We start from the raw sequence: 20,905 nt of genomic DNA, 5'->3' as shown, positions 1-20,905 counted from the left end.
CGGTCACGAACTGGAGTGACTACTTCTTGAGGGCGTCCATCGCCCGCTTGGTGATCTCGTGCACCTCGCCGAGGGCGGAGATGGTCACCAGCAGGCCCTGGGCCTTGTAGTAGTCGATGATCGGCTCGGTCTGCGTGTGGTAGACCTCCAGCCGGTTGCGGACCGTGGCCTCGGAGTCGTCGTCGCGCTGGTAGAGCTCGCCCCCGCACTTGTCGCAGACGCCCTCGACCTCCGGCGCCGCGTAGATCACGTGGAAGACGTGCGCGGAGTCCTTGCGGCAGATGCGCCGGCCGGCGATCCGCTTGACGACCTCGTCCTCCTCGACCTCCAGGTCGAGGATGGCGTCGAGCTTCATGCCCGCTTCCTTGAGCATCGCGTCGAGCGCCTCGGCCTGGGCGACGTTGCGCGGGAAGCCGTCGAGCAGGAAGCCGCCCTTGGCGTCCGGCTGCTCCATCCGGTCCTTGGCCATGCCGATGGTGATCTCGTCCGGGACGAGCTCACCGGCGTCCATGAACGCCTTCGCGCGGCGGCCCAGCTCGGTGTTCTGGCTGATGTTGGCGCGGAAGAGGTCACCCGTGGAGATGTGCGGGATCGACAGGTTCTTGGCAAGGAACGCGGCCTGCGTTCCCTTGCCCGCACCGGGGGGCCCGACGAGGACGATTCGCATCAGCGGAGGAACCCTTCGTAGTTGCGCTGCTGGAGCTGGCTCTCGATCTGCTTCACGGTTTCCAGACCGACACCCACGATGATGAGGATGCTCGTCCCGCCGAACGGGAAGTTCTGGTTCGCTCCGAAGCCGGCCAACGCCATCGTCGGCACAAGAGCGATCAGACCCAGGTACAGCGACCCCGGCCAAGTGATCCGGTTGAGTACGTAGCTCAGGTACTCGGCGGTAGGCCGGCCGGCGCGGATGCCCGGGATGAACCCACCATACTTCTTCATGTTGTCGGCAACTTCCTCGGGGTTGAACGAGATCGCCACGTAGAAGAACGCGAAGAAAACGATCAGGAGGAAGTAGGCGGCGATGTAGTACGGGTGGTCGCCCTTGACGAAGTGCTTCTGGATCCAGGTCGCCCAGCCCGCCGTCGAGCCGCTGAACTGCACGATCAGCGCCGGGATGTACAGCAGCGACGAGGCGAAGATGACCGGGATGACACCGGCCTGGTTCACCTTGAGCGGGATGTAGGTGGACGTACCGCCGTAAGCCCGGCGGCCGATCATGCGCTTCGCGTACTGGACCGGGATCCGGCGCTGCGCCTGTTCGACGAAGACCACCAGCGCCACCATCGCGAGACCCACGAGGATGACGACCGCGAACTCCACCCAGCCATCAGCGATCTTGCCCTGGAGCTTGATGGTCCACAGGGCGCCGACGAAGCCGGCCGCGATCGAGATGAACATCAGGATGGACATGCCGTTGCCGATGCCGCGGTCGGTGATCAGCTCACCGAGCCACATGACGACACAGGTACCGGCGGTCATGGTCAGCACCATGGTGATGGTGGTGAAGATCGAGTGGTTCGGGACGATCTCGCGAGCGACCGGGCAGGTTCCGAAGAGGGCGCCGGTACGCGCGGTGGCGACGAGGCCGGTGCCCTGGAGGATCGCGAGCGCGACCGTCAGATAGCGCGTGTACTGAGTGATCTTCGCCGTGCCGGACTGACCCTCTTTTTTGAGGTTCTCCAGCTTCGGGATGACCACGGTCAGCAGCTGCAGGATGATGCTCGCCGTGATGTACGGCATGATGCCGAGCGCGAAGATCGTGATCTGCAGCAGCGCACCGCCACTGAACATGTTGACCAGACCGAAGAGGCTGTTGCTGCTCCCCATCTGGTCGACACAGATCTGGACGTTCTTGTAGCTCACGCCGGGTACCGGGATGTGGGACCCGAGCCGATACAGCACGATGATGCCGAGTGTGAAGAGCAGCTTCTTGCGCAGGTCGGGCGTCTTGAACGCCCGGGCGAACGCGGTGAGCACGGTGCCTCCTGCGACCCCCGCGCTACTGCGTCAGAGGTGACGGTCTGAAGGATCGACGAATACGTACAAGCAAAGGTGCACGCCACCTTACCGGCGAGTGCACCCCCCGTGGAACGACCAACCGGGGATGCCCCTTTTGTGAGGCATCCCCGGTCGGGTTTCTAGCTATTTGTCACAAGAGTTTCGTCTTAGACGAGCTCGGTGACGGTGCCGCCGGCGGCGGCAATCTTCTCCTTGGCGGAGGCGGAGACGGCGTCAACCGAAACCGTCAGCGCCACGGAGAGCTCGCCCTGGCCCAGGACCTTGACGAGGCTGTTCTTGCGAACCGCGCCCTTGGCGACCAGGTCGGCCACCGTGACCTCTCCACCCTCGGGGTAGAGGGCACCGAGCTTGTCCAGGTTCACGACCTGGAACTCGGTGCGGAACGGGTTCTTGAAGCCCTTCAGCTTCGGCAGGCGCATGTGGAGGGGCATCTGCCCACCCTCGAAGCGCTGCGGAACCTGGTAGCGGGCCTTCGTACCCTTGGTACCACGACCAGCCGTCTTACCCTTCGACGCCTCACCGCGACCCACACGGGTCTTCGCGGTCTTGGCACCGGGGGCCGGACGGAGGTTGTGAGCCTTCAGCGGGCTGTTCTCAGCCATGATTAGTCAACCTCCTCAACCGTCACGAGGTGGCGGACGGTGTGCACCATTCCGCGGAACTCGGGGCGGTCCTCCTTGACGACCACGTCGTTCAGGCGCTTGAGCCCGAGCGAACGGAGGGTGTCGCGGTGGTTCTGCTTGCTGCCGATGTACGACTTCGTCTGCGTGATCTTGAGGCGGGCCATCAGACACCCGCCCCAGCGCGCGCACGAAGCAGGGCCGCGGGAGCGACGTCCTCGAGCGGCAGACCACGGCGAGCCGCGATCTCCTCGGGACGCTGCAGGCCCTTCAGGGCCTCCACGGTCGCGTGCACGATGTTGATCGCGTTGTCGGAGCCGAGCGACTTCGACAGGATGTCGTGAACGCCGGCGCACTCCAGAACGGCGCGCACCGGGCCACCGGCGATAACACCGGTACCGGGGGAAGCAGGCTTCAGCAGGACAACGCCGGCCGCCTTCTCGCCCTGGATCGGGTGCGGGATGGTGCCCTGGATGCGGGGAACCTTGAAGAAGTTCTTCTTGGCTTCCTCGACGCCCTTGGCGATGGCCGCGGGAACTTCCTTGGCCTTGCCGTAACCGACACCTACGGTGCCGTCACCGTCACCCACCACGACGAGCGCGGTGAAGCTGAAGCGACGACCACCCTTGACAACCTTGGCGACACGGTTGATCGCGACAACGCGCTCAACGTAAGCGGTCTTCTCGGCGGCAGCGCCACCGTCGCGACCCTTCCGGTCCCGCCGCTCGCCGCCACCGGCACCGCTGCCGCGGCGCTGGGGTCCAGCCATTGGATTACCTCTCTCTGTTACGTCCGTGAGTCCCGGAACCGGGGCTTAGAACTTCAGCCCGGCTTCGCGGGCGGCGTCAGCCAGAGCGGCAATGCGCCCGGCGTATCGGTTGCCACCGCGGTCAAAGACGACGGTCTCGACACCCGCGGCCTTGGCACGCTCGGCGACGAGCGCGCCGACGGCCTGGGCCTGGGAGCTCTTGTCGCCCTCGCCACCGCGGATCGAAGCGTCCAGGGTCGACGCCGACGCAAGGGTGTGACCCTTGAGGTCGTCGATGACCTGAGCAACGATGTTGCGGTTCGAACGCGTCACGACGAGGCGCGGACGCTCCGCCGTACCCGAGACGTTCTTGCGGATGCGGATGTGGCGGCGAGCCTTGGCAGCGCGCTTGTACGCGTCGCCCTTGGCGATCTTCACACCGTATGCCATGGCTACTTACCAGCCTTTCCGACCTTGCGGCGGATGACCTCGCCGGCGTACTTGACACCCTTGGCCTTGTACGGGTCGGGCTTCCGCAGCTTGCGGATGTTGGCGGCGACCTCGCCGACCTTCTGCTTGTCGATGCCCTCGACCGAGAACTTGGTCGGGGACTCGACCTTGAACGAGATGCCGTCGGGCGCCGTGACCAGGATCGGGTGGCTGTAGCCGAGCTGGAACTCCAGGTCGGAGCCCTTCGCGGCCACGCGGTAACCGACACCGCTGATCTCGAGGGCCTTGGCGTATCCCTGGGTCACGCCGGTGATCATGTTCGCCACCAGCGTGCGGGACAGGCCGTGCAGGGCCTTGTTCTGACGCTCGTCGTTCGGACGGGTGACGTTCAGAACGCCGTCCTCACCCTTGACGATCTCGATCGGCGCGGCAACGGTGTGGGTGAGCAGACCCTTGGGGCCCTTCACCGCAACCGTGCGGCCATCGATGGTGACGTCCACACCGGCGGGAACCTGGATGGGGAGCTTGCCGATTCGCGACATTGCTTTTCCTCCGTTCCCGACTACCAGACGTAGGCGAGGACTTCCCCACCTACGCCCTTCTTGCCTGCCTGCTGGCCGGTCAGGAGACCGTGCGACGTGGAGATGATCGCCACGCCCAGGCCACCGAGGACCTTCGGCAGGTTGGTGGACTTCGCGTACACGCGCAGACCGGGCTTCGAGATCCGCTTGATGCCCGCGATGGAGCGCTCACGGTTCGGCCCGAACTTCAGCTCGAGGACGAGGTTCTTGCCGACCTCGGCGTCCTCGACCTTCCAGCCGGTGATGAAACCCTCCTGCTTGAGGATCTCCGCGATGTGCGACTTGATCTTGCTGTGCGGCATCACGACGGTGTCGTGGTACGCCGAGTTAGCGTTACGCAGACGCGTGAGCATGTCTGCGATCGGGTCAGTCATGGTCATGAAGTGGCCTTCGGCCTCTCTCGCCGGGGTTTCCTGTATGCGCCATCCCTCTCCCCGCTCAGAGGCGGGACGGGTGCGGTGCGGGGACCTACGGCGTAGTAAGTCGTTATGGGCGGCGGACGCCCAACCACACAAGCCTAAGGCATGCGCGGCCGGGCATCCGCCGACCAGATGCTTACCGAGAGTCTCTGGAACTTCCCCAAGTCCTTACGGACTGGAGGGAATTACCAGGAGCTCTTGGTCACGCCCGGCAGCTCGCCACGGTGAGCCATCTCACGAAGGCACACGCGGCACAGGCCGAACTTGCGGTACACGGAGTGGGGGCGACCGCAGCGCTGGCAGCGGGTGTACGCACGCACACCGAACTTGGGCTTGCGGGCAGCCTTCGCGATGAGAGCCTTCTTCGCCATCTCGCTTACGCCTCCTTGAAGGGGAAGCCGAGGTGACGAAGGAGCGCGCGGCCCTCGTCGTCGTTGGTCGCCGTGGTGACCACGGTGATGTCCATACCCCGGGTACGGTCGATCTTGTCCTGGTCGATCTCGTGGAACATGACCTGCTCCGTGAGACCGAAGGTGTAGTTGCCACGGCCGTCGAACTGCTTCGGCGACAGACCACGGAAGTCACGGATACGCGGCAGCGCGAGCGACAGCGTACGGTCCAGGAACTCCCACATGCGGTCACCACGGAGGGTGACGTGGCAGCCGATCGGCTGACCCTCGCGCAGCTTGAACTGCGCGATGGACTTGCGGGCCTTCGTGACGGCCGGCTTCTGACCGGTGATCGTCGTCAGGTCGCGGATGGCACCGTCGATCAGCTTCGAGTCACGGGCGGCGTCGCCGACACCCATGTTCACGACGATCTTGACGAGGCCGGGGATCTGCATGACGTTCTCGTAGGAGAACTCCTCACGCAGCTTGCCCGCGATGTCCTCGCGGTACTTCGTCTTCAGACGCGGAGTGGTAGCCATCAGATGTCCTCACCCGTGCGCTTGGCAACGCGGATCTTGTTGCCCTCGTCGTCGAAGCGGAAACCGACGCGGGTGACGACCTTCTTGCCGTCCTTCTCCACAACCAGCTGAACGTTGCTGACGTGGACCGGGGCCTCGGTGATCACGATGCCACCGGCCTGGTTCTGGCCAGCCTTGGTGTGCTTCTTGACCCGGTTGACACCCTCGACGAGGACGCGGGACTCGGTCGGGAAGGCCGCGATGACCTTGCCCTGCTTGCCCTTGTCCTTACCGGTGATGACCTGGACCAGGTCGCCCTTCTTGATCTTCATGCTTACAGCACCTCCGGCGCGAGCGAGATGATCTTCATGAACTTCTTCTCGCGCAGCTCACGGCCGACGGGGCCGAAGATACGGGTGCCGCGAGGGTCGCCGTCGTTCTTCAGAATGACGGCGGCGTTCTCGTCGAAGCGGATGTACGAGCCGTCCTGGCGGCGGCGCTCCTTGACGGTGCGAACGATGACCGCCTTGACGACGTCACCCTTCTTCACGTTGCCACCGGGGATCGCATCCTTGACGGTGGCGACGATGACGTCACCGATGCCCGCGTAGCGGCGACCGGAGCCACCGAGAACACGGATGCAAAGGATCTCCTTGGCACCAGTGTTGTCGGCGACACGCAGTCGCGACTCCTGCTGGATCACGTCTATCTCCTGTTTGTCTGCCGGTTCCCGGCCGGGGCTTCACAGAAGCCCCGGCCGAGCCTGGCGGAACGAACCTGAAGGGTTACCCCTTCAAGTGATTACTTGGCCTTCTCGAGGATCTCGACGATGCGCCAGCGCTTCGTCGCCGACAGCGGACGCGTCTCCATGATGAGGACGCGGTCGCCGACGCCGGCAGCGTTCTGCTCGTCGTGCGCCTTGAGCTTGTTCGTACGGCGGATGACCTTGCCGTACAGCGCGTGCTTCACACGGTCCTCGACGGCGACGACGACGGTCTTGTCCATCTTGTCGCTGACGACCAGACCCTCACGGGTCTTGCGGAAACCGCGCTCGGTCTTCTCAGTCACGTTGTTCTCGCTCATCAGGCGTTCTCCACCGTCTCGATACCGAGCTCACGCTCGTGCATCAGGGTGTAGATGCGAGCGATGTCCTTACGGACGGACTTGAGCCGGCCGTTGTTCTCCAGCTGGCCGGTGGCCGCCTGGAAACGGAGCTTGAACAGCTCCTCCTTGGCCTCGCGCAGCTTGGCAACGAGCTCCTCGTTGCCGAGCTCGCGGAGCTCGGACGCCTTGGTTCCCGTCGCCATCACGACTCACCTGCCTCGCGCTTGACGATGCGGCACTTCATCGGCAGCTTGTGGGCCGCACGAGTGAGAGCCTCACGCGCAATCTTTTCGTTCGGGTAGGACAGCTCGAACATGACCCGGCCCGGGTGCACGTTCGCGATCCACCACTCCGGGGAACCCTTACCGGAACCCATGCGGGTCTCGGCAGGCTTCTTCGTCAGCGGACGGTCCGGGTAGATGTTGATCCAGACCTTGCCGCCACGCTTGATGTGGCGGGTCATCGCGATACGAGCCGCCTCGATCTGGCGGTTCGTCACGTAGGCGGGGGTGAGCGCCTGGATGCCGTACTCGCCGAACGAGACCTCAGTACCGCCCTTGGCCATACCGCTGCGCTTCGGGTGGTGCTGCTTGCGGTGCTTGACCCTACGAGGGATCAGCATGTCGGTCAGGCCTCCGTTCCGGTGCTCTCAGCCGGAGCGGCGGCGGGAGCGTCGGCCTTGGGGGCCTCGGCACCAGCAGCCTGCTGCGGCTTGCGGCCACCACGGCCGCCGCGCTCGCCACCACGGCCACCACGGCCGGCGGGACGGTCGCCAGCGCCGGCACCACGGGCCGGGCGGTTACCCGCACGGGCCGCAGCGTTCTCGGCGCGAACCTCGGCGATGTTCTTGACGTCGCCCTTGTAGATCCAGACCTTCACACCGATACGGCCGAAGGTGGTCTTGGCCTCGAAGAAGCCGTAGTCCACGTTCGCGCGCAGCGTGTGCAGCGGCACACGACCCTCGCGGTAGAACTCGGAGCGGGACATCTCGGCGCCGCCGAGACGGCCACCACACTGGATCTTGATGCCCTTGGCGCCGGCCTTCATGGTGCCCTGCATGCTCTTGCGCATGGCACGACGGAAGGAGACGCGGGAGGAGAGCTGCTCGGCAACGGCCTGGGCAACGAGCTGAGCGTCGAGCTCGGGGTTCTTGACCTCGAGGATGTTCAGCTGGACCTGCTTGCCCGTGAGCTTCTCGAGGTCACCGCGGATGCGGTCGGCCTCGGCGCCACGGCGGCCGATGACGATGCCGGGACGGGCGGTGTGGATGTCCACACGCACGCGGTCACGGGTGCGCTCGATCTCAACCTTCGAGATGCCGGCGCGCTCCATGCCGGACGTCATCATCCGACGGATGGCGACGTCTTCCTTGACGTAGTCCTTGTACAGCTTGTCGGCGTACCAGCGGGACTTGAAGTCCGTGGTGATGCCGAGTCGGAACCCGTGCGGGTTTACCTTCTGGCCCATTACCGGGAACCTTCCTTGCTGCTGACGACCACGGTGATGTGGCTGGTCCGCTTGCGGATCCGGTAGGCACGGCCCTGGGCACGCGGACGGAACCGCTTCAGGGTCGGGCCCTCGTCCACGTACGCCTCGCTGATGACCAGCGTGGAGGCGTCCGGGTGGTTGTAGTTGTGCGCGGCGTTGGCAATGGCGCTGTCAAGCACCTTGCCGACCGGCACGCTCGCGGCCTGCGGGGCGAAACGCAGGACCGCCTGAGCCTCCGTGGCATCCATGCCACGGATGAGGTCCACCACGCGGCGGGCCTTCATGGGCGTGACGCGGATGTACCGCGCCTGGGCCCTGGCTTCCATGGTTGTCCCTTCGGTGTTAGTCATAGTCGTAAACCACCCCGCGATTAGCGGCGCTTCGACTTCCGGTCGTCCTTGACGTGGCCGCGGAAGGTGCGAGTCGGCGAGAACTCGCCGAGCTTGTGGCCGACCATCGACTCGGTGACGAACACCGGGACGTGGGTCTTGCCGTTGTGCACCGCGATCGTGTGACCCAGCATGCTGGGGATGATCATCGAGCGACGGGACCAGGTCTTGATGACGTTCTTGGTGCCGGCTTCGTTCTGGGCGTCCACCTTCTTTACGAGGTGGTCGTCGACGAAGGGCCCCTTCTTGAGACTGCGCGGCATCTAAACCCGCTCCTAGCGCTTCTTGTTCGTCTTGCGGCGGCGGACGATGTACTTGCTCGAAGCCTTCTTCGGCGAGCGAGTACGACCCTCCTTCTGACCCCACGGGGAGACCGGGTGGCGACCACCGCTGGTCTTGCCCTCACCACCACCGTGCGGGTGGTCAACCGGGTTCATCGCGACACCGCGGACGGTCGGGCGGACGCCCTTCCAGCGCATGCGGCCGGCCTTGCCCCAGTTGATGTTCGACTGCTCGGCGTTGCCGACCTCGCCGACGGTGGCGCGGCAGCGCGCGTCGACGAGACGGATCTCACCGGACGGCATGCGGAGGTGGGCCATCACGCCCTCCTTCGCGAGCAGCTGCACGGAGGCACCGGCGGAGCGGGCGAACTTGGCGCCGCCACCGGGACGGAGCTCGATCGCGTGGATCGTGGTACCGACCGGGATGTTGCGGAGCGCGAGGTTGTTGCCCGGCTTGATGTCGGCCGTGGGGCCGTTCTCGATCCGGTCACCCTGCTGCAGACCGCGCGGCGCGATGATGTAGCGCTTCTCGCCGTCGGCGTAGTGCAGCAGCGCGATGCGCGCGGTGCGGTTGGGGTCGTACTCGATGTGCGCGACCTTGGCCGGCACGCCGTCCTTGTCGTGACGACGGAAGTCGATCACGCGGTAGGCGCGCTTGTGTCCGCCACCCTGGTGGCGAACGGTCACACGACCGGTGTTGTTACGGCCGCCCTTGCTGTGCAGGGGGCGGACCAGCGACTTCTCCGGCGTGGACCGCGTGATCTCGACAAAGTCGGCGACGCTGGAGCCACGACGGCCCGGGGTCGTCGGCTTGTACTTGCGGATACCCATTTCTCAGTCCTCGTCCGATTCCGGACGACTAGACCTCCGTTAGGAGGCCTGGCCGCCGAAGATGTCGATACGGTTGCCCTCGGCAAGGGTCACGATGGCGCGCTTGGTGTTGGCACGCTTGCCGAAACCGGTCTTGGTGCGCTTGCGCTTACCCTGACGGTTGATCGTGTTGACCCCGGTGACCTTGACCGAGAAGACCGCCTCGACGGCCTGCTTGATCTGGGTCTTGTTGGCGCCGGGCGCGACGATGAACGTGTACTTGTTCTCGTCCAGCAGCGCGTAGCTCTTCTCCGAGACGACCGGCTTGATCAGCAGGTCGCGCGGGTCGGTGAAGGTCTTGCTGGTAACGGTCGCCTCAGACATCAGGCCTCGTTCCCTTCGGTCTCATCGGCCTTGGGGCCAGACACGAAGGACTCGAGCGCGGCCTGGGTGAAGACCACGTCGTCAGAGACGATCACGTCGTACGTGTTCAGCTGGCCCGGCTCCAGGATGTGAACCTGGGGCAGGTTGCGGGCGGACAGCCACGCCAGCTCGTCAGAGCGCTCGGCGACCAGGAGCAGGTTCTTGCGCTCCGAGATCTTGCCGAACAGCGTCTTGGCGGCCTTGGTGGAGGCGGCACCCTCGACCACGCCGGTGACGACGTGGATGCGGGAGTGACGCGCACGGTCCGAGAGGGCACCGCGGAGGGCGGCGGCCTTCATCTTCTTGGGGGTCCGCTGCGAGTAGTCACGCGGCTGCGGGCCGTGGACGACGCCACCGCCGGCGAACTGCGGAGCGCGGGTCGAACCCTGACGGGCGCGGCCGGTGCCCTTCTGGCGGTAAGGCTTCTTGCCACCACCACGGACTTCGCCACGGGTCTTGGTCTTGTGCGTGCCCTGACGGGCAGCTGCCAGCTGGGCGACGACGACCTGGTGGATCAGCGGAACGCTGGTCTTCGCGTCGAAGATCTCCGCGGGGAGCTCGACGGTACCGGCCTTGTCGCCTGCCGGCGAAAGGATGTCAATGGTGCTCATTACCTCAAGCCCCCTTGGCCGCGGTACGGACCAGGACGAGGCCGCCGTTCGGACCGGGGACCGCGCCCTTGATGAGGAGCAGACCCTTCTCCGCGTCAACCGCGTGGATGGTCAGGTTCTGGGTGGTGACGCGCTCGTTACCCATGCGACCGGCCATGCGCATGCCCTTGAAGACACGCCCAGGGGTGGCGCAGCCACCGATCGAACCGGGGGAGCGGTGCTTGCGCTGCACACCGTGACCGGCGCCGAGGCCCCGGAAGTTGTGCCGCTTCATGACACCGGCGAAGCCCTTGCCCTTGCTGTTGCCCGTGACGTCAACCTTGACGCCGGACTCGAACACCTCAGCAGTGATCTCCTGGCCGAGCGTGTACTCGCTGGCGTCGGAGGTGCGGAGCTCCACCAGGTGGCGGCGGGGGGTCACGTCGGCCTTGGCGAAGTGGCCCTTGAGGGGCTTGTTCACCTTGCGCGGGTCGATCTCGCCGAAGGCGATCTGGACCGACTCGTAGCCGTCGATGTCGTTCGTACGGACCTGGGTCACGACGCAGGGTCCGGCCTTGACGACGGTCACCGGGACGACACGGTTGTTCTCGTCCCAGACCTGGGTCATGCCGAGCTTCTCGCCCAGGACGCCCTTGATCTGCTTTGCCATCTTCTCGACGCCTCTCAGAGCTTGATCTCGATGTCAACGCCGGCCGGAAGGTCCAGGCGCATCAGCGAGTCAACGGTCTTGGGCGTCGGGTCGAGGATGTCGATCAGGCGCTTGTGCGTGCGCATCTCGAAGTGCTCGCGCGAGTCCTTGTACTTGTGCGGCGACTTGATGACGCAGTACACGTTCTTCTCAGTGGGCAGCGGCACCGGGCCCGCGACCGACGCACCAGTGCGGGTCACCGTCTCGACGATCTTCTTCGCCGAGGAGTCGATGACCTCGTGGTCGTAGGCCTTGAGCCGGATGCGGATCTTCTGTCCCGCCATGGCTACTCCGTAGTCCTGTCTCTGTGTGGAAACGCTCTGGCTCCCGGGAGGCTGCGGAACGGGGTTCCGCGGCTTCTCTCCGACCCACGCGGTCGGGCGTGTCGCACACCCTCTACAGAAAATTCCCATACGGAAATTCCCTCGTCCAAGGGGATGCGGTCCTGACCGCGTCTCGGGGGAGAAACACCCACCGAGTGCCTGGTGGGCACCGTGCTGACACTTCCCAGAAGATTCCCGTACGTCCGCCCTCATTGCTGCCCCGAAAGGCAGATTAAGGACGACGAGTACTGTGGGACTCGCTTCCGGTCCTCCCGGCGGGAGGCGCACAGCATCGGCACTCAACCGAGCAACTTGAGTAGTCTGCCATACGAGACACGTACCTGGCCAATCGGGCCGAAGAGAATACCCCGCCACGCGGACACGTCAAACCGCGCCACGCGGCGGGGATCCCTGGTCAGGACCTTGTGACGGTCCCGCACCCCTCGCCCTGAATGTCCCCGCTGCGGTCGTACGGATCCGTGGCCGGCCCGGAGGGATGAGTTCCGCCCGTCCGGTCCTGCGGGAAGTCCGGGTGCAGGAACCCGCCGGTGGGCTCGCACCGCACGTTCGACCACTCCGCCTTGTACGTGTGCAGCTGCAGCCGCCCAGCAGTGGCCCGCCAGCGCGCCGGGTCCAGCACCGAGAAGGTGATCTGCCGGCGCACGATCGTCCGCTGGACGCTCCGGTCCGCCCGCGCCATCGGGTGCACGAAGGTGTAGTCGGTCACCACCAGCAGCTCGCCGGGGTCCCCCGCCTCCGCGCGCATGCCCCCGCGCACCTTCACCACGTCGCCCACCGGCTGGGCCTCGGCGGGGTCGAAGCGGGTGAACAGGATGGCGGGGCTGTTCTCGCCGGCGCCGGGCTGCGTCAGCGACCGCTCCAGCCGGGCGGGAACCTCGGGCTGCCGGGGATCGAGGAGCGCCATCGCGGCCTCCGGACGCTCCCCCCGCAGGGTCCTCGGATCCAGGTTGGCCGCGACCAGGAACCGCTTGGCCTTCGACAGGGCGTCCGCCACAGCCTCGCGGGACCACCCGCCGACCGCGGCCGCCTCCGGGACCTCGATGCCGGCGGCGCCGTCGGCCCACTGGGCGGCCGGCGAACCCCGGAAGGGCTCCTTCAGGGTCGGACGGTCCGGGTACACGGCGTCCGGGGCCGCGGTCGGACGTACCGACTCGCCGGGCAGCGGCGAGGCCCCGGCGGCCGCCTCACGGGCTTCCGTCTTGCCGGTCAGCCGGTCGATGAGCAGCCCCGGCCGTACGACGACCAGCGCCAGGGCCGCGATGCCCACGATCGCGGCGGCGGCCATGAGGCCCCGCCGCCGCCTGCGGACCTCCGCCTCCTGCCAGGACGGGCCCGTGCGCCACCCCGGCGGGTCGCTCGGCGCGGGCCGCCCCCGGCGCCCCGAGGCGCCGCGCCGCCCGGCCGCCGCGGCCCGCTCCCGCTCCTCGCGCCGCAGCCGCTCGGTGACCATCCGCGCCCGCGCCGAGGGCTCCTTGGGCGCGTCCGCGGCTTCCCGGACCTCCCGCGCGATCTGCTCGCCGAACCGCTCCCACTCCTCGTCGGAGATCCCCGACCCCCCGGCGTCCTGTCGCCCCATGCTCCCCACCCCGAACGTCCGTACTCGATCCGCGCCGGAGCCTCTCACGGCCCCGCCGTCCCGCCGTTACCGGGGGGTACGACAAGGGCCCCTCCCCCGCCGCCGGAGCGGTGGGAAAGGGGCCCTCGCCTCAAACATGGTGCCCACGGGTGCGGGCTACCAGGTCAGAACACGAATTACTTCGTGATCTTGGTGACCTGGCCGGCGCCGACGGTGCGACCACCCTCACGGATGGCGAACTTCAGGCCCTCCTCCATGGCGACCGGCTGGATCAGCTGGACGGACATGTCGGTGTTGTCGCCCGGCATGACCATCTCGGTGCCCTCGGGGAGGGTAACGACGCCGGTCACGTCCGTGGTACGGAAGTAGAACTGCGGGCGGTAGTTGTTGAAGAACGGGGTGTGACGGCCACCCTCGTCCTTCGACAGGATGTACGCGGCGGCCTCGAACTCGGTGTGCGGCGTGACCGAACCGGGCTTGATGATGACCTGGCCGCGCTCGACGTCCTCGCGCTTGATGCCACGGAGGAGCAGACCGACGTTCTCGCCGGCCTGGCCCTCGTCGAGCAGCTTGCGGAACATCTCGATGCCGGTGACCGTGGTGGTGGTCTTCTCGGTCTTGATGCCGATGATGTCGACGGTCTCGTTGACCTTCAGGACACCACGCTCGATACGACCGGTGACGACGGTGCCACGACCGGTGATCGTGAAGACGTCCTCGACGGGCATGAGGAACGGCTTCTCGGTGTCACGCGGCGGGGTCGGGATCGACTCGTCGACGGCCTTCATGAGGCCGAGGAGCTTCTCGCCCCACTCCTTGTCGCCCTCGAGCGCCTTGAGCGCGGAGACCTGGACGACCGGCAGGTCGTCGCCCGGGAAGTCGTACTCGGAGAGCAGCTCACGGACCTCGAGCTCGACGAGCTCCAGGATCTCCTCGTCGTCCACCATGTCGGCCTTGTTCAGGGCGACGACGATGTACGGAACGCCGACCTGGCGGGCCAGGAGCACGTGCTCCTTGGTCTGCGGCATCGGGCCGTCGGTGGCGGCGACCACGAGGATGGCGCCGTCCATCTGCGCGGCACCGGTGATCATGTTCTTGATGTAGTCCGCGTGACCCGGGCAGTCGACGTGGGCGTAGTGACGCGCCTCGGTCTGGTACTCGACGTGCGCGATGGAGATGGTGATACCGCGCTGGCGCTCCTCAGGAGCCTTGTCGATCTGGTCGAAGGCCGAGGCCTCGTTCAGGTCCGGGTACGCGTCGTGCAGCACCTTGGTAATGGCGGCCGTGAGGGTCGTCTTACCGTGGTCAATGTGACCGATGGTGCCGATGTTGACGTGCGGCTTAGTCCGCTCGAACTTCGCCTTCGCCACGGGGGTCCTCCTGGAGAGTGGTTCTGTACGCCTTACAGATCGGCGCCAGGTGATCTTTGCTGGAAAGCCGGGTTCCCCGGGGCAACGGGAGGTTTGCTCCTGTTGCCCCAGAGGCTCCGGTGACAAGCCTAAAGCGTGTACTCGGAAGAGTTACTCGCCCTTGGCCTTCGCGATGATCTCCTCGGCGACGTTCCGGGGAACCTCGGCGTAGGAGTCGAACTGCATCGAGTAGCTGGCGCGACCCGAGGTCTTGCTGCGGAGGTCGCCGACGTAGCCGAACATCTCCGACAGCGGCACGAGGCCCCTGACGATCTTGGCTCCGTGACGGTCCTCCATGGCCTGGATCTGGCCACGGCGGGAGTTGATGTCGCCGATGACGTCACCCATGGACTCCTCCGGCGTGGTGACCTCGACGGCCATCATCGGCTCGAGGAGCACGGGAGAAGCCTTGCGCGCGGCCTCCTTGAAGGCCTGCGAACCGGCGATCTTGAAGGCGAGCTCGGAGGAGTCGACCTCGTGGTAGCCACCGTCGAGAAGCGTGACGCGAACGCCAGTCATCTCGTAGCCGGCCAGGATGCCGAACTGCATGGCTTCCTGCGCACCGGCGTCGACCGAAGGGATGTACTCCTTCGGCACGCGGCCACCGGTGACCTTGTTGACGAACTCGTACGCCGGACCATCGGCGTCCGTGATCGGCTCGATCGCGATCTGCACCTTGGCGAACTGACCGGTACCACCGGTCTGCTTCTTGTGGGTGTAGTCGTGACGCTCGACGGCCTTGCGGATCGTCTCGCGGTACGCGACCTGCGGCTTGCCGACGTTGGCGACGACCTTGAACTCGCGCTTCATACGGTCGACCAGCACCTCGAGGTGCAGCTCGCCCATACCGCCGAGGATGGTCTGGCCGGTCTCCTCGTCCGAGTGGACGTGGAACGACGGGTCCTCTTCCGCGAGGCGCTGGATGGCGACACCCAGCTTCTCCTGGTCGCCCTTCGAGGCGGGCTCGATGGCGACCTGGATGACCGGAGCCGGGAAGTCCATGGACTCCAGGATCACGGGGGCCTTCTCGTCGCAAAGCGTCTCACCGGTGGTGGTCTGCTTCAGGCCCATGACGGCGACGATGTCGCCGGCGCCCACCGCGTCGATCTCCTCACGCTTGTTCGCGTGCATGCGGTAGATCTTGCCGATGCGCTCCTTCTTGCCCTTGACGGAGTTCAGCACCGCGGTGCCGGCCTCCAGGCGGCCCGAGTAAACCCGGACGAAGGTGAGCTTGCCGAGGTGCGGGTCGCTCATGATCTTGAACGCGAGCGCGGCGAGGGGCTCCTCGTCCGACGGCTTGCGCTTGACGACGACCTCGGCGTCCTTGACGTCGTGGCCCTCGATGGCCTCGATGTCGAGCGGCGACGGGAGGTAGCGCACGACGGCGTCGAGCAGGGGCTGGACGCCCTTGTTCTTGAACGCCGTACCGCAGAACACCGCGGTGATCGTGGGCTCGCCCTTGCCCTTGCCGGAGCCGAGGATGATGCGGCGCACGGCCGCGTGCAGCTGCTCCTCGGTGGGCTCGACGCCCTCGAGGAAGAGCTCCATCATCTCTTCGTCGTTCTCGGCGACCTGCTCGACGAGGGTGGCGCGCCACTCCTCGGCCAGCTCGGTGTGCGAGGCCGGGATGTCGACGACGTCGTACATCTCGCCCTTGGTGGCCTCGGCGGACCACACGAGGGCCTTCATGCGGACGAGGTCGACGACACCCTGGAAGTCGGCCTCGGCACCGATCGGGAGCTGCATCACGATCGGAACCGCACCGAGGCGGTCCTTGATCATGTCGACGCAGCGCATGAACTCGGCGCCGGTGCGGTCGAGCTTGTTGACGAAGCAGATGCGCGGGACGCCGTAGCGGTCCGCCTGACGCCAAACGGTCTCGGACTGCGGCTCGACACCGGCGACACCGTCGAAGACGGTGACGGCGCCGTCGAGGACGCGGAGCGAACGCTCTACCTCGACCGTGAAGTCGACGTGACCGGGGGTGTCGATGATGTTGATGGTGTGGTCAACATTCTTCGAGCGGCCAGTGGCAGGTCGTAGCGGCGGACGTGATGGTGATACCACGCTCCTGCTCCTGCTCCATCCAGTCCATCGTGGCAGCGCCGTCGTGGACCTCACCGATCTTGTAAGACACACCGGTGTAGAACAGGATGCGCTCGGTGGTGGTCGTCTTGCCCGCGTCGATGTGGGCCATGATGCCGATGTTGCGCACCTTGGCCAGGTCAAGCGAAGTGGTAGCCATATCGGCTCAGTCTTCTCTCGGTCTCGATGTGGGTGGGGACTACCAGCGGTAGTGCGCGAAGGCCTTGTTGGACTCGGCCATCTTGTGCGTGTCCTCACGCTTCTTGACGGCCGCACCGAGGCCGTTCGAGGCGTCGAGAAGCTCGTTCATCAGGCGCTCGGTCATGGTCTTCTCGCGGCGGGCGCGGGAGTAACCCACGAGCCAGCGGAGGGCCAGGGTCGACTGGCGACCCGGCTTGACCTCGACGGGGACCTGGTAGGTCGCGCCACCGACACGGCGGGACTTGACCTCGAGGGACGGCTTGACGTTCTCCAGCGCGCGCTTCAGCGTGATGACCGGGTCGTTGCCGGTCTTCTCGCGGAGGCCTTCCATGGCGCCGTAGACGATGCGCTCGGCGGTGGAGCGCTTGCCGTTCAGCAGGATCTTGTTGATGAGCGAGGTCACCAGAGGAGATGCGTAGACCGGGTCGATGATGACCGGGCGCTTCGGGGCGGGGCCCTTACGAGGCATTCTTACTTCTCCTTCTTGGCGCCGTAGCGGCTGCGGGCCTGCTTGCGGTTCTTGACAGCCTGGGTGTCAAGCGCACCGCGGATGATCTTGTAACGAACACCCGGCAGGTCCTTCACACGGCCACCACGCACGAGCACGATCGAGTGCTCCTGCAGGTTGTGTCCCTCACCCGGAATGTAAGCGGTGACCTCGATGCCGGAGGTCAGACGCACACGCGCGACCTTACGGAGCGCCGAGTTCGGCTTCTTCGGGGTGGTCGTGAACACACGCGTGCAGACGCCGCGGCGCTGGGGCGAGGCCTCGAGCGCGGGGGTCTTTGTCTTCTCGACCTTGTCCTGCCGGCCCTTACGGACCAGCTGCTGGATCGTAGGCACTACTTCTCCGGTTTCTGTGTGCCGTGTAGTGAAGCTAACCTGGAACTTTGCCGACCCACGCGGTCGGGTGTGTCGGATCCGGCGGACCTCCCCGCACGTGCGGAAAGACGCATGGATCGCGGTGGCCGTTGACGCTCGCGTGCGGTTGATGGACACGCACGGGAGCCCAGGCACACCCCAGGCACAAGGTCTGAGCGTACCCACCGCATCCACTCCGGTCAAAACATAAGCCGCACCGCCACCGCCGCGACGACCGCACAGCTCAGGCGCCGCACGGGCGGGACGGCCCGGGGCGGGGTCGGCGCGCGGACCGCGCACCGGCGTGGTAGGGAGGGCGAACTACACTGCCCAGCGAATCCCAGCGAGTCAGTCCAAAACGTACGAGCGCCAGGAGCAGGACATTGGGGACGGTCACACCGCAGCCGACGACGGCGGAGAACCCGCCCCCCGACGGCGGCCGAACCCCCACGTCACGGCGGCGCGCCGCGCTCTCCCGGCTGTACGGGCCCCTGCTCGCCTTCCTCCTCGCCTCGGGTGCCTTCTGCGCCGCCTGGGCGGCCCGGGGCACCTTCCCCTTCGGGGACAAGGGCCGGGCCATCAACGACCAGGCCAACCAGTACGTCCCCTTCCACCGCGCCCTGTGGGACCTGGTCCACGGCCAGGCCGCCGGCGACGTCCTCTTCACCTGGCGGGGAGGCTTCGGACAACAGTTCCTGTCCGACTACTACACCTACCTGGGCAACCCCTTCTCCTGGCTGGCCGTCCTCGTGCCCCGCGAGCACGTCGACCTCGCCGTCTTCGTGGTCACCCCGGTCACCATGGGCACCGCGGCCGCGGTGATGGCCGTCTACCTCGGCAAGCTGCACCCCGGCCCGTGGTGGCAGCGCGGCGTGCTCGGGGCCACGTACGGCCTGTGCGGCTGGGCCCTCAGCGACGCCTCGTACATCCCCATGTGGCTCTGGGGCCTGGTGGCCCTCCCGCTGCTCGGCATCGCCGTCGAGTGGTGCCTGGAAGGACGCCGCTGGACGGGGGTGGCGCTGCTGGTCGCCCTCGCCTGGTTCGGGAACTTCTACACCGCCATGATGGCCACGATGGCCGCCTGCGTACTGCTGGCCGTCCGCCTGATCACCCTGGACCTGACCGGCGCCCAGCGCCTGCGCGCCCTGTGGCGCGCGGCGACCGCGGCGGGGGTGGGCATCCTCCTGACCCTCCCGCTCCTGCTGCCGTCGTTCCTGTCCAGCGGGGCGGCGCAGCCCACCAAGGCCGGCGCCTTCGACCCCGTCCGGATCGAGGTCTTCCTCGCGGGCATGCTCCCCGCCACGCACCTGTGGGGCGGCCGCCCGCGCCTGTACGTGGCCTCGCTGGGCCTGATCCTGGCAGGCAGCTTCCTCCTGAACACCCGCATCGCGGCCCGTACCCGCCTGACGTGGGCCGCGGCCACCCTCCTCGTCCTCGTCTCCTTCCAGTTCCCCCCGACGCAGTACGTGTGGCACGGGCTGGCGGTGCCGAACGGCAACCCGTACCGCGAGGCGTTCGTGTTCAGCGGGATGGTCGTCGTCCTGGCCTGGCTCGCCCTGGCCAACCGCCCCCGCCCCCTCCACCTGGCCCTGTCGGCGGCCCTGCTGCTCCTGGCCACGTTCGTCCTGCGCCACACGAACGACTTCGGCGGCTGGACCTGGCCGGCCGTCCTGGCCGGCGGCGCGGCCTCCCTGCTCGCCCTGCTCCTCCTCACGAGGGCGGACAAGCACCGGGCCCTCCTCCCCCTGGCGGCCCTCCTCATGACCGGCGTGGTCTTCGCCGAATCCACGGTCGCCGCGGCCAACGCGGACGCCCGCCGCTCCCGCGAGCGCTGGGCGGCCCCCGTCCCGACCTCGAACCGCTCGATCACGAACCACTTCGAAGCGGTCCGGAGCGTGGACGGCTGGCCCGCCTACCGGACGGACTCGGGCGCGCCGCAGACCTCGTACAACGACGCCCTCGCCCTGCGGGCCGAGGGCCCGCAGTACTACAGCAGCTACCTCCCCGAGGCCACGTACCGGGCCCTGGAGCCCCTGGGCTACGGCTTCAAGAACGACGGCCGGACCTTCTTCGGCGCCGACAACCCGGTGCTCGACGCGATCTTCTCGATCGGCGCCCGCGTCCACCCGGGCCCCACCCCGGGCAGCTGGACGACGATGAAGCAGCCCGCTCCGCCCCTGGTCACGCTCCGTACCACCCCCTACACCTCCCCCAACCCCGCGGACTCGGTCTACGCCCACCAGGAGAACGTCCTGGGCGCGACGGTCTACGAGGTCCCGCGGACCACCCGCACGGGCACCCCCACCAGCCAGACGTACGCCGCCCGGTGCACCCCCGGCGCCGAGGCCTACTGGTACTCCCCCGAGCTCTACGGCACCCTCCGCACGCCGACCTCCGAACTCCCCCTCATGGACCGCATGACGGGCGTCGTCCCCCTGGGCCCGGTCCCCGCCTCGGGCGAGGTCACCGCGACGGTGGAGACCCGCACGGAGAACGCCACGGCCGGCACGACCCCCATCGGCTGCCTGGACCGCGCCGCCCTGGACGCCAGGGTCGCCGCCCTGAAGTCGACGGGCGCCACCTCGGTCCACGTCGGCGGCCACACCCTGGAAGCCACCCTCCCCCCGGACACCACCGGCACCGCCGTCCTCGCGGTGACGAACATCCCCGGCTGGCAGTGCTCGGCCCCGATCCGCGACTTCCACGGCCTCCTCTCCCTCCCGGTCACCCCGGCCACCCGCACCCTCTCCTGCACCTTCACCCCGAAGGGCCTCCCCCCGGGCCTCGCAGCGGCCGCCCTGGCCCTCCTCACCCTGACCTCGGTGACCACGGCGGCCTACGTCAGGCGCCGGCGCGGCGCCTGACCGGCCGGGGAGGCGGCCCCCGGG

28 protein-coding genes and 1 pseudogene are annotated in these 20,905 nt (G+C 67.1%); 1 reads left to right on the top strand and 28 read right to left on the bottom strand.

What is annotated here, in order from left to right:
- Window positions 1-19: 19 nt before the first annotated feature.
- The 28 genes and pseudogenes from SSNG_RS21105 to rpsL all read right to left on the bottom strand — a co-directional run bounded on the left by SSNG_RS21105 (window position 20) and on the right by rpsL (window position 17,999).
- Window positions 20-667 (bottom strand): adenylate kinase, encoded by a 648-nt coding sequence (locus SSNG_RS21105; RefSeq protein ID WP_007265917.1) that lies wholly within the window; start codon window positions 665-667, stop codon window positions 20-22.
- A complete protein-coding gene (gene secY, locus SSNG_RS21100; protein ID WP_007265916.1) occupies window positions 667-1,980 on the bottom strand; it encodes a preprotein translocase subunit SecY in 1,314 nt (437 codons plus the stop codon). The genes SSNG_RS21105 and secY overlap by 1 nt, the downstream gene beginning before the upstream one ends.
- 188 nt (window positions 1,981-2,168) lie before the next feature.
- Window positions 2,169-2,624 carry a 50S ribosomal protein L15 gene (gene rplO / locus SSNG_RS21095; RefSeq protein WP_007265915.1) on the bottom strand — a complete coding sequence of 152 codons (456 nt, stop codon included), beginning with the start codon at window positions 2,622-2,624 and terminating at the stop codon, window positions 2,169-2,171.
- Window positions 2,625-2,626: 2 nt separating this feature from the next.
- Window positions 2,627-2,809 (bottom strand): 50S ribosomal protein L30, encoded by a 183-nt coding sequence (gene rpmD, locus SSNG_RS21090; RefSeq protein WP_005313525.1) that lies wholly within the window; start codon window positions 2,807-2,809, stop codon window positions 2,627-2,629.
- On the bottom strand, window positions 2,809-3,411 hold the full coding sequence (gene rpsE, locus SSNG_RS21085; protein WP_007265914.1) for a 30S ribosomal protein S5: 603 nt from the start codon (window positions 3,409-3,411) through the stop codon (window positions 2,809-2,811). Before rpsE ends, rpmD begins: the two co-directional genes overlap by 1 nt.
- Before the next feature lie 45 nt (window positions 3,412-3,456).
- On the bottom strand, window positions 3,457-3,840 hold the full coding sequence (gene rplR / locus SSNG_RS21080; protein ID WP_007265913.1) for a 50S ribosomal protein L18: 384 nt from the start codon (window positions 3,838-3,840) through the stop codon (window positions 3,457-3,459).
- A gap of 2 nt (window positions 3,841-3,842) precedes the next feature.
- Complete coding sequence (gene rplF, locus SSNG_RS21075) at window positions 3,843-4,382, bottom strand: 50S ribosomal protein L6 (RefSeq protein ID WP_007265912.1); 540 nt, start codon at window positions 4,380-4,382, stop codon at window positions 3,843-3,845.
- 20 nt (window positions 4,383-4,402) lie between these two features.
- Window positions 4,403-4,801, bottom strand: a complete 399-nt coding sequence (rpsH, locus tag SSNG_RS21070; RefSeq protein WP_007265911.1) for a 30S ribosomal protein S8 — start codon at window positions 4,799-4,801, stop codon at window positions 4,403-4,405.
- A 224-nt stretch (window positions 4,802-5,025) separates the two neighbouring features.
- Window positions 5,026-5,211, bottom strand: coding sequence for a type Z 30S ribosomal protein S14 (locus tag SSNG_RS21065; protein ID WP_003956452.1), 186 nt, complete (start codon window positions 5,209-5,211; stop codon window positions 5,026-5,028).
- A 5-nt stretch (window positions 5,212-5,216) separates the two neighbouring features.
- Window positions 5,217-5,768 carry a 50S ribosomal protein L5 gene (rplE, locus tag SSNG_RS21060; protein WP_030298216.1) on the bottom strand — a complete coding sequence of 184 codons (552 nt, stop codon included), beginning with the start codon at window positions 5,766-5,768 and terminating at the stop codon, window positions 5,217-5,219.
- A complete protein-coding gene (rplX, locus tag SSNG_RS21055; RefSeq protein WP_007265909.1) occupies window positions 5,768-6,079 on the bottom strand; it encodes a 50S ribosomal protein L24 in 312 nt (103 codons plus the stop codon). The genes rplE and rplX overlap by 1 nt, the downstream gene beginning before the upstream one ends.
- Window positions 6,080-6,081: 2 nt before the next feature.
- On the bottom strand, window positions 6,082-6,450 hold the full coding sequence (gene rplN, locus SSNG_RS21050; protein ID WP_003956455.1) for a 50S ribosomal protein L14: 369 nt from the start codon (window positions 6,448-6,450) through the stop codon (window positions 6,082-6,084).
- Window positions 6,451-6,548: 98 nt separating this feature from the next.
- Window positions 6,549-6,830, bottom strand: a complete 282-nt coding sequence (gene rpsQ / locus SSNG_RS21045) for a 30S ribosomal protein S17 (protein WP_007265908.1) — start codon at window positions 6,828-6,830, stop codon at window positions 6,549-6,551.
- Window positions 6,830-7,054: a 50S ribosomal protein L29 gene (gene rpmC / locus SSNG_RS21040; RefSeq protein WP_007265907.1), complete on the bottom strand. Its 225-nt coding sequence runs from the start codon at window positions 7,052-7,054 to the stop codon at window positions 6,830-6,832. Before rpmC ends, rpsQ begins: the two co-directional genes overlap by 1 nt.
- The gene (rplP, locus tag SSNG_RS21035; protein ID WP_007265906.1) at window positions 7,054-7,473 is read right to left on the bottom strand and encodes a 50S ribosomal protein L16; all 420 of its coding nucleotides are present in this window, start codon (window positions 7,471-7,473) and stop codon (window positions 7,054-7,056) included. The genes rpmC and rplP overlap by 1 nt, the downstream gene beginning before the upstream one ends.
- 5 nt (window positions 7,474-7,478) lie before the next feature.
- Window positions 7,479-8,318 carry a 30S ribosomal protein S3 gene (gene rpsC / locus SSNG_RS21030; RefSeq protein ID WP_007265905.1) on the bottom strand — a complete coding sequence of 280 codons (840 nt, stop codon included), beginning with the start codon at window positions 8,316-8,318 and terminating at the stop codon, window positions 7,479-7,481.
- Window positions 8,318-8,665, bottom strand: a complete 348-nt coding sequence (rplV, locus tag SSNG_RS21025) for a 50S ribosomal protein L22 (RefSeq protein WP_007265904.1) — start codon at window positions 8,663-8,665, stop codon at window positions 8,318-8,320. The genes rpsC and rplV overlap by 1 nt, the downstream gene beginning before the upstream one ends.
- A 44-nt stretch (window positions 8,666-8,709) precedes the next feature.
- Complete coding sequence (gene rpsS / locus SSNG_RS21020; RefSeq protein ID WP_007265903.1) at window positions 8,710-8,991, bottom strand: 30S ribosomal protein S19; 282 nt, start codon at window positions 8,989-8,991, stop codon at window positions 8,710-8,712.
- A gap of 12 nt (window positions 8,992-9,003) precedes the next feature.
- Window positions 9,004-9,840 (bottom strand): 50S ribosomal protein L2, encoded by an 837-nt coding sequence (gene rplB, locus SSNG_RS21015; RefSeq protein WP_007265902.1) that lies wholly within the window; start codon window positions 9,838-9,840, stop codon window positions 9,004-9,006.
- A gap of 39 nt (window positions 9,841-9,879) precedes the next feature.
- A complete protein-coding gene (gene rplW / locus SSNG_RS21010; RefSeq protein ID WP_007265901.1) occupies window positions 9,880-10,203 on the bottom strand; it encodes a 50S ribosomal protein L23 in 324 nt (107 codons plus the stop codon).
- Window positions 10,203-10,853 (bottom strand): 50S ribosomal protein L4, encoded by a 651-nt coding sequence (rplD, locus tag SSNG_RS21005; protein ID WP_007265900.1) that lies wholly within the window; start codon window positions 10,851-10,853, stop codon window positions 10,203-10,205. Before rplD ends, rplW begins: the two co-directional genes overlap by 1 nt.
- 4 nt (window positions 10,854-10,857) lie before the next feature.
- Complete coding sequence (rplC, locus tag SSNG_RS21000) at window positions 10,858-11,502, bottom strand: 50S ribosomal protein L3 (protein ID WP_007265899.1); 645 nt, start codon at window positions 11,500-11,502, stop codon at window positions 10,858-10,860.
- 14 nt (window positions 11,503-11,516) lie between these two features.
- Complete coding sequence (gene rpsJ, locus SSNG_RS20995) at window positions 11,517-11,825, bottom strand: 30S ribosomal protein S10 (protein WP_003948644.1); 309 nt, start codon at window positions 11,823-11,825, stop codon at window positions 11,517-11,519.
- Window positions 11,826-12,279: 454 nt separating this feature from the next.
- A complete protein-coding gene (locus SSNG_RS20990; RefSeq protein WP_007265898.1) occupies window positions 12,280-13,461 on the bottom strand; it encodes a hypothetical protein in 1,182 nt (393 codons plus the stop codon).
- Between the two features lie 176 nt (window positions 13,462-13,637).
- Window positions 13,638-14,831 (bottom strand): elongation factor Tu, encoded by a 1,194-nt coding sequence (gene tuf, locus SSNG_RS20985; protein WP_007265897.1) that lies wholly within the window; start codon window positions 14,829-14,831, stop codon window positions 13,638-13,640.
- A gap of 150 nt (window positions 14,832-14,981) precedes the next feature.
- Window positions 14,982-17,115 (bottom strand): annotated as a pseudogene (gene fusA / locus SSNG_RS20980) (elongation factor G).
- Window positions 17,116-17,154: 39 nt separating this feature from the next.
- Window positions 17,155-17,625, bottom strand: a complete 471-nt coding sequence (gene rpsG / locus SSNG_RS20975) for a 30S ribosomal protein S7 (protein ID WP_007265894.1) — start codon at window positions 17,623-17,625, stop codon at window positions 17,155-17,157.
- A gap of 2 nt (window positions 17,626-17,627) precedes the next feature.
- Window positions 17,628-17,999, bottom strand: coding sequence for a 30S ribosomal protein S12 (rpsL, locus tag SSNG_RS20970; RefSeq protein ID WP_007265893.1), 372 nt, complete (start codon window positions 17,997-17,999; stop codon window positions 17,628-17,630).
- Window positions 18,000-18,400: 401 nt separating this feature from the next.
- On the opposite strand from rpsL, the gene SSNG_RS20965 reads away from it, so the two are divergent.
- Window positions 18,401-20,881, top strand: coding sequence for a YfhO family protein (locus tag SSNG_RS20965; RefSeq protein ID WP_165365019.1), 2,481 nt, complete (start codon window positions 18,401-18,403; stop codon window positions 20,879-20,881).
- Window positions 20,882-20,905: the final 24 nt, after the last annotated feature.

The sequence above is a fragment of the Streptomyces sp. C genome, from assembly GCF_000158895.1.
In the GTDB taxonomy this organism is placed as follows: domain Bacteria; phylum Actinomycetota; class Actinomycetes; order Streptomycetales; family Streptomycetaceae; genus Streptomyces; species Streptomyces racemochromogenes.
This window is presented reverse-complemented; position numbering and strand designations above follow the sequence as displayed.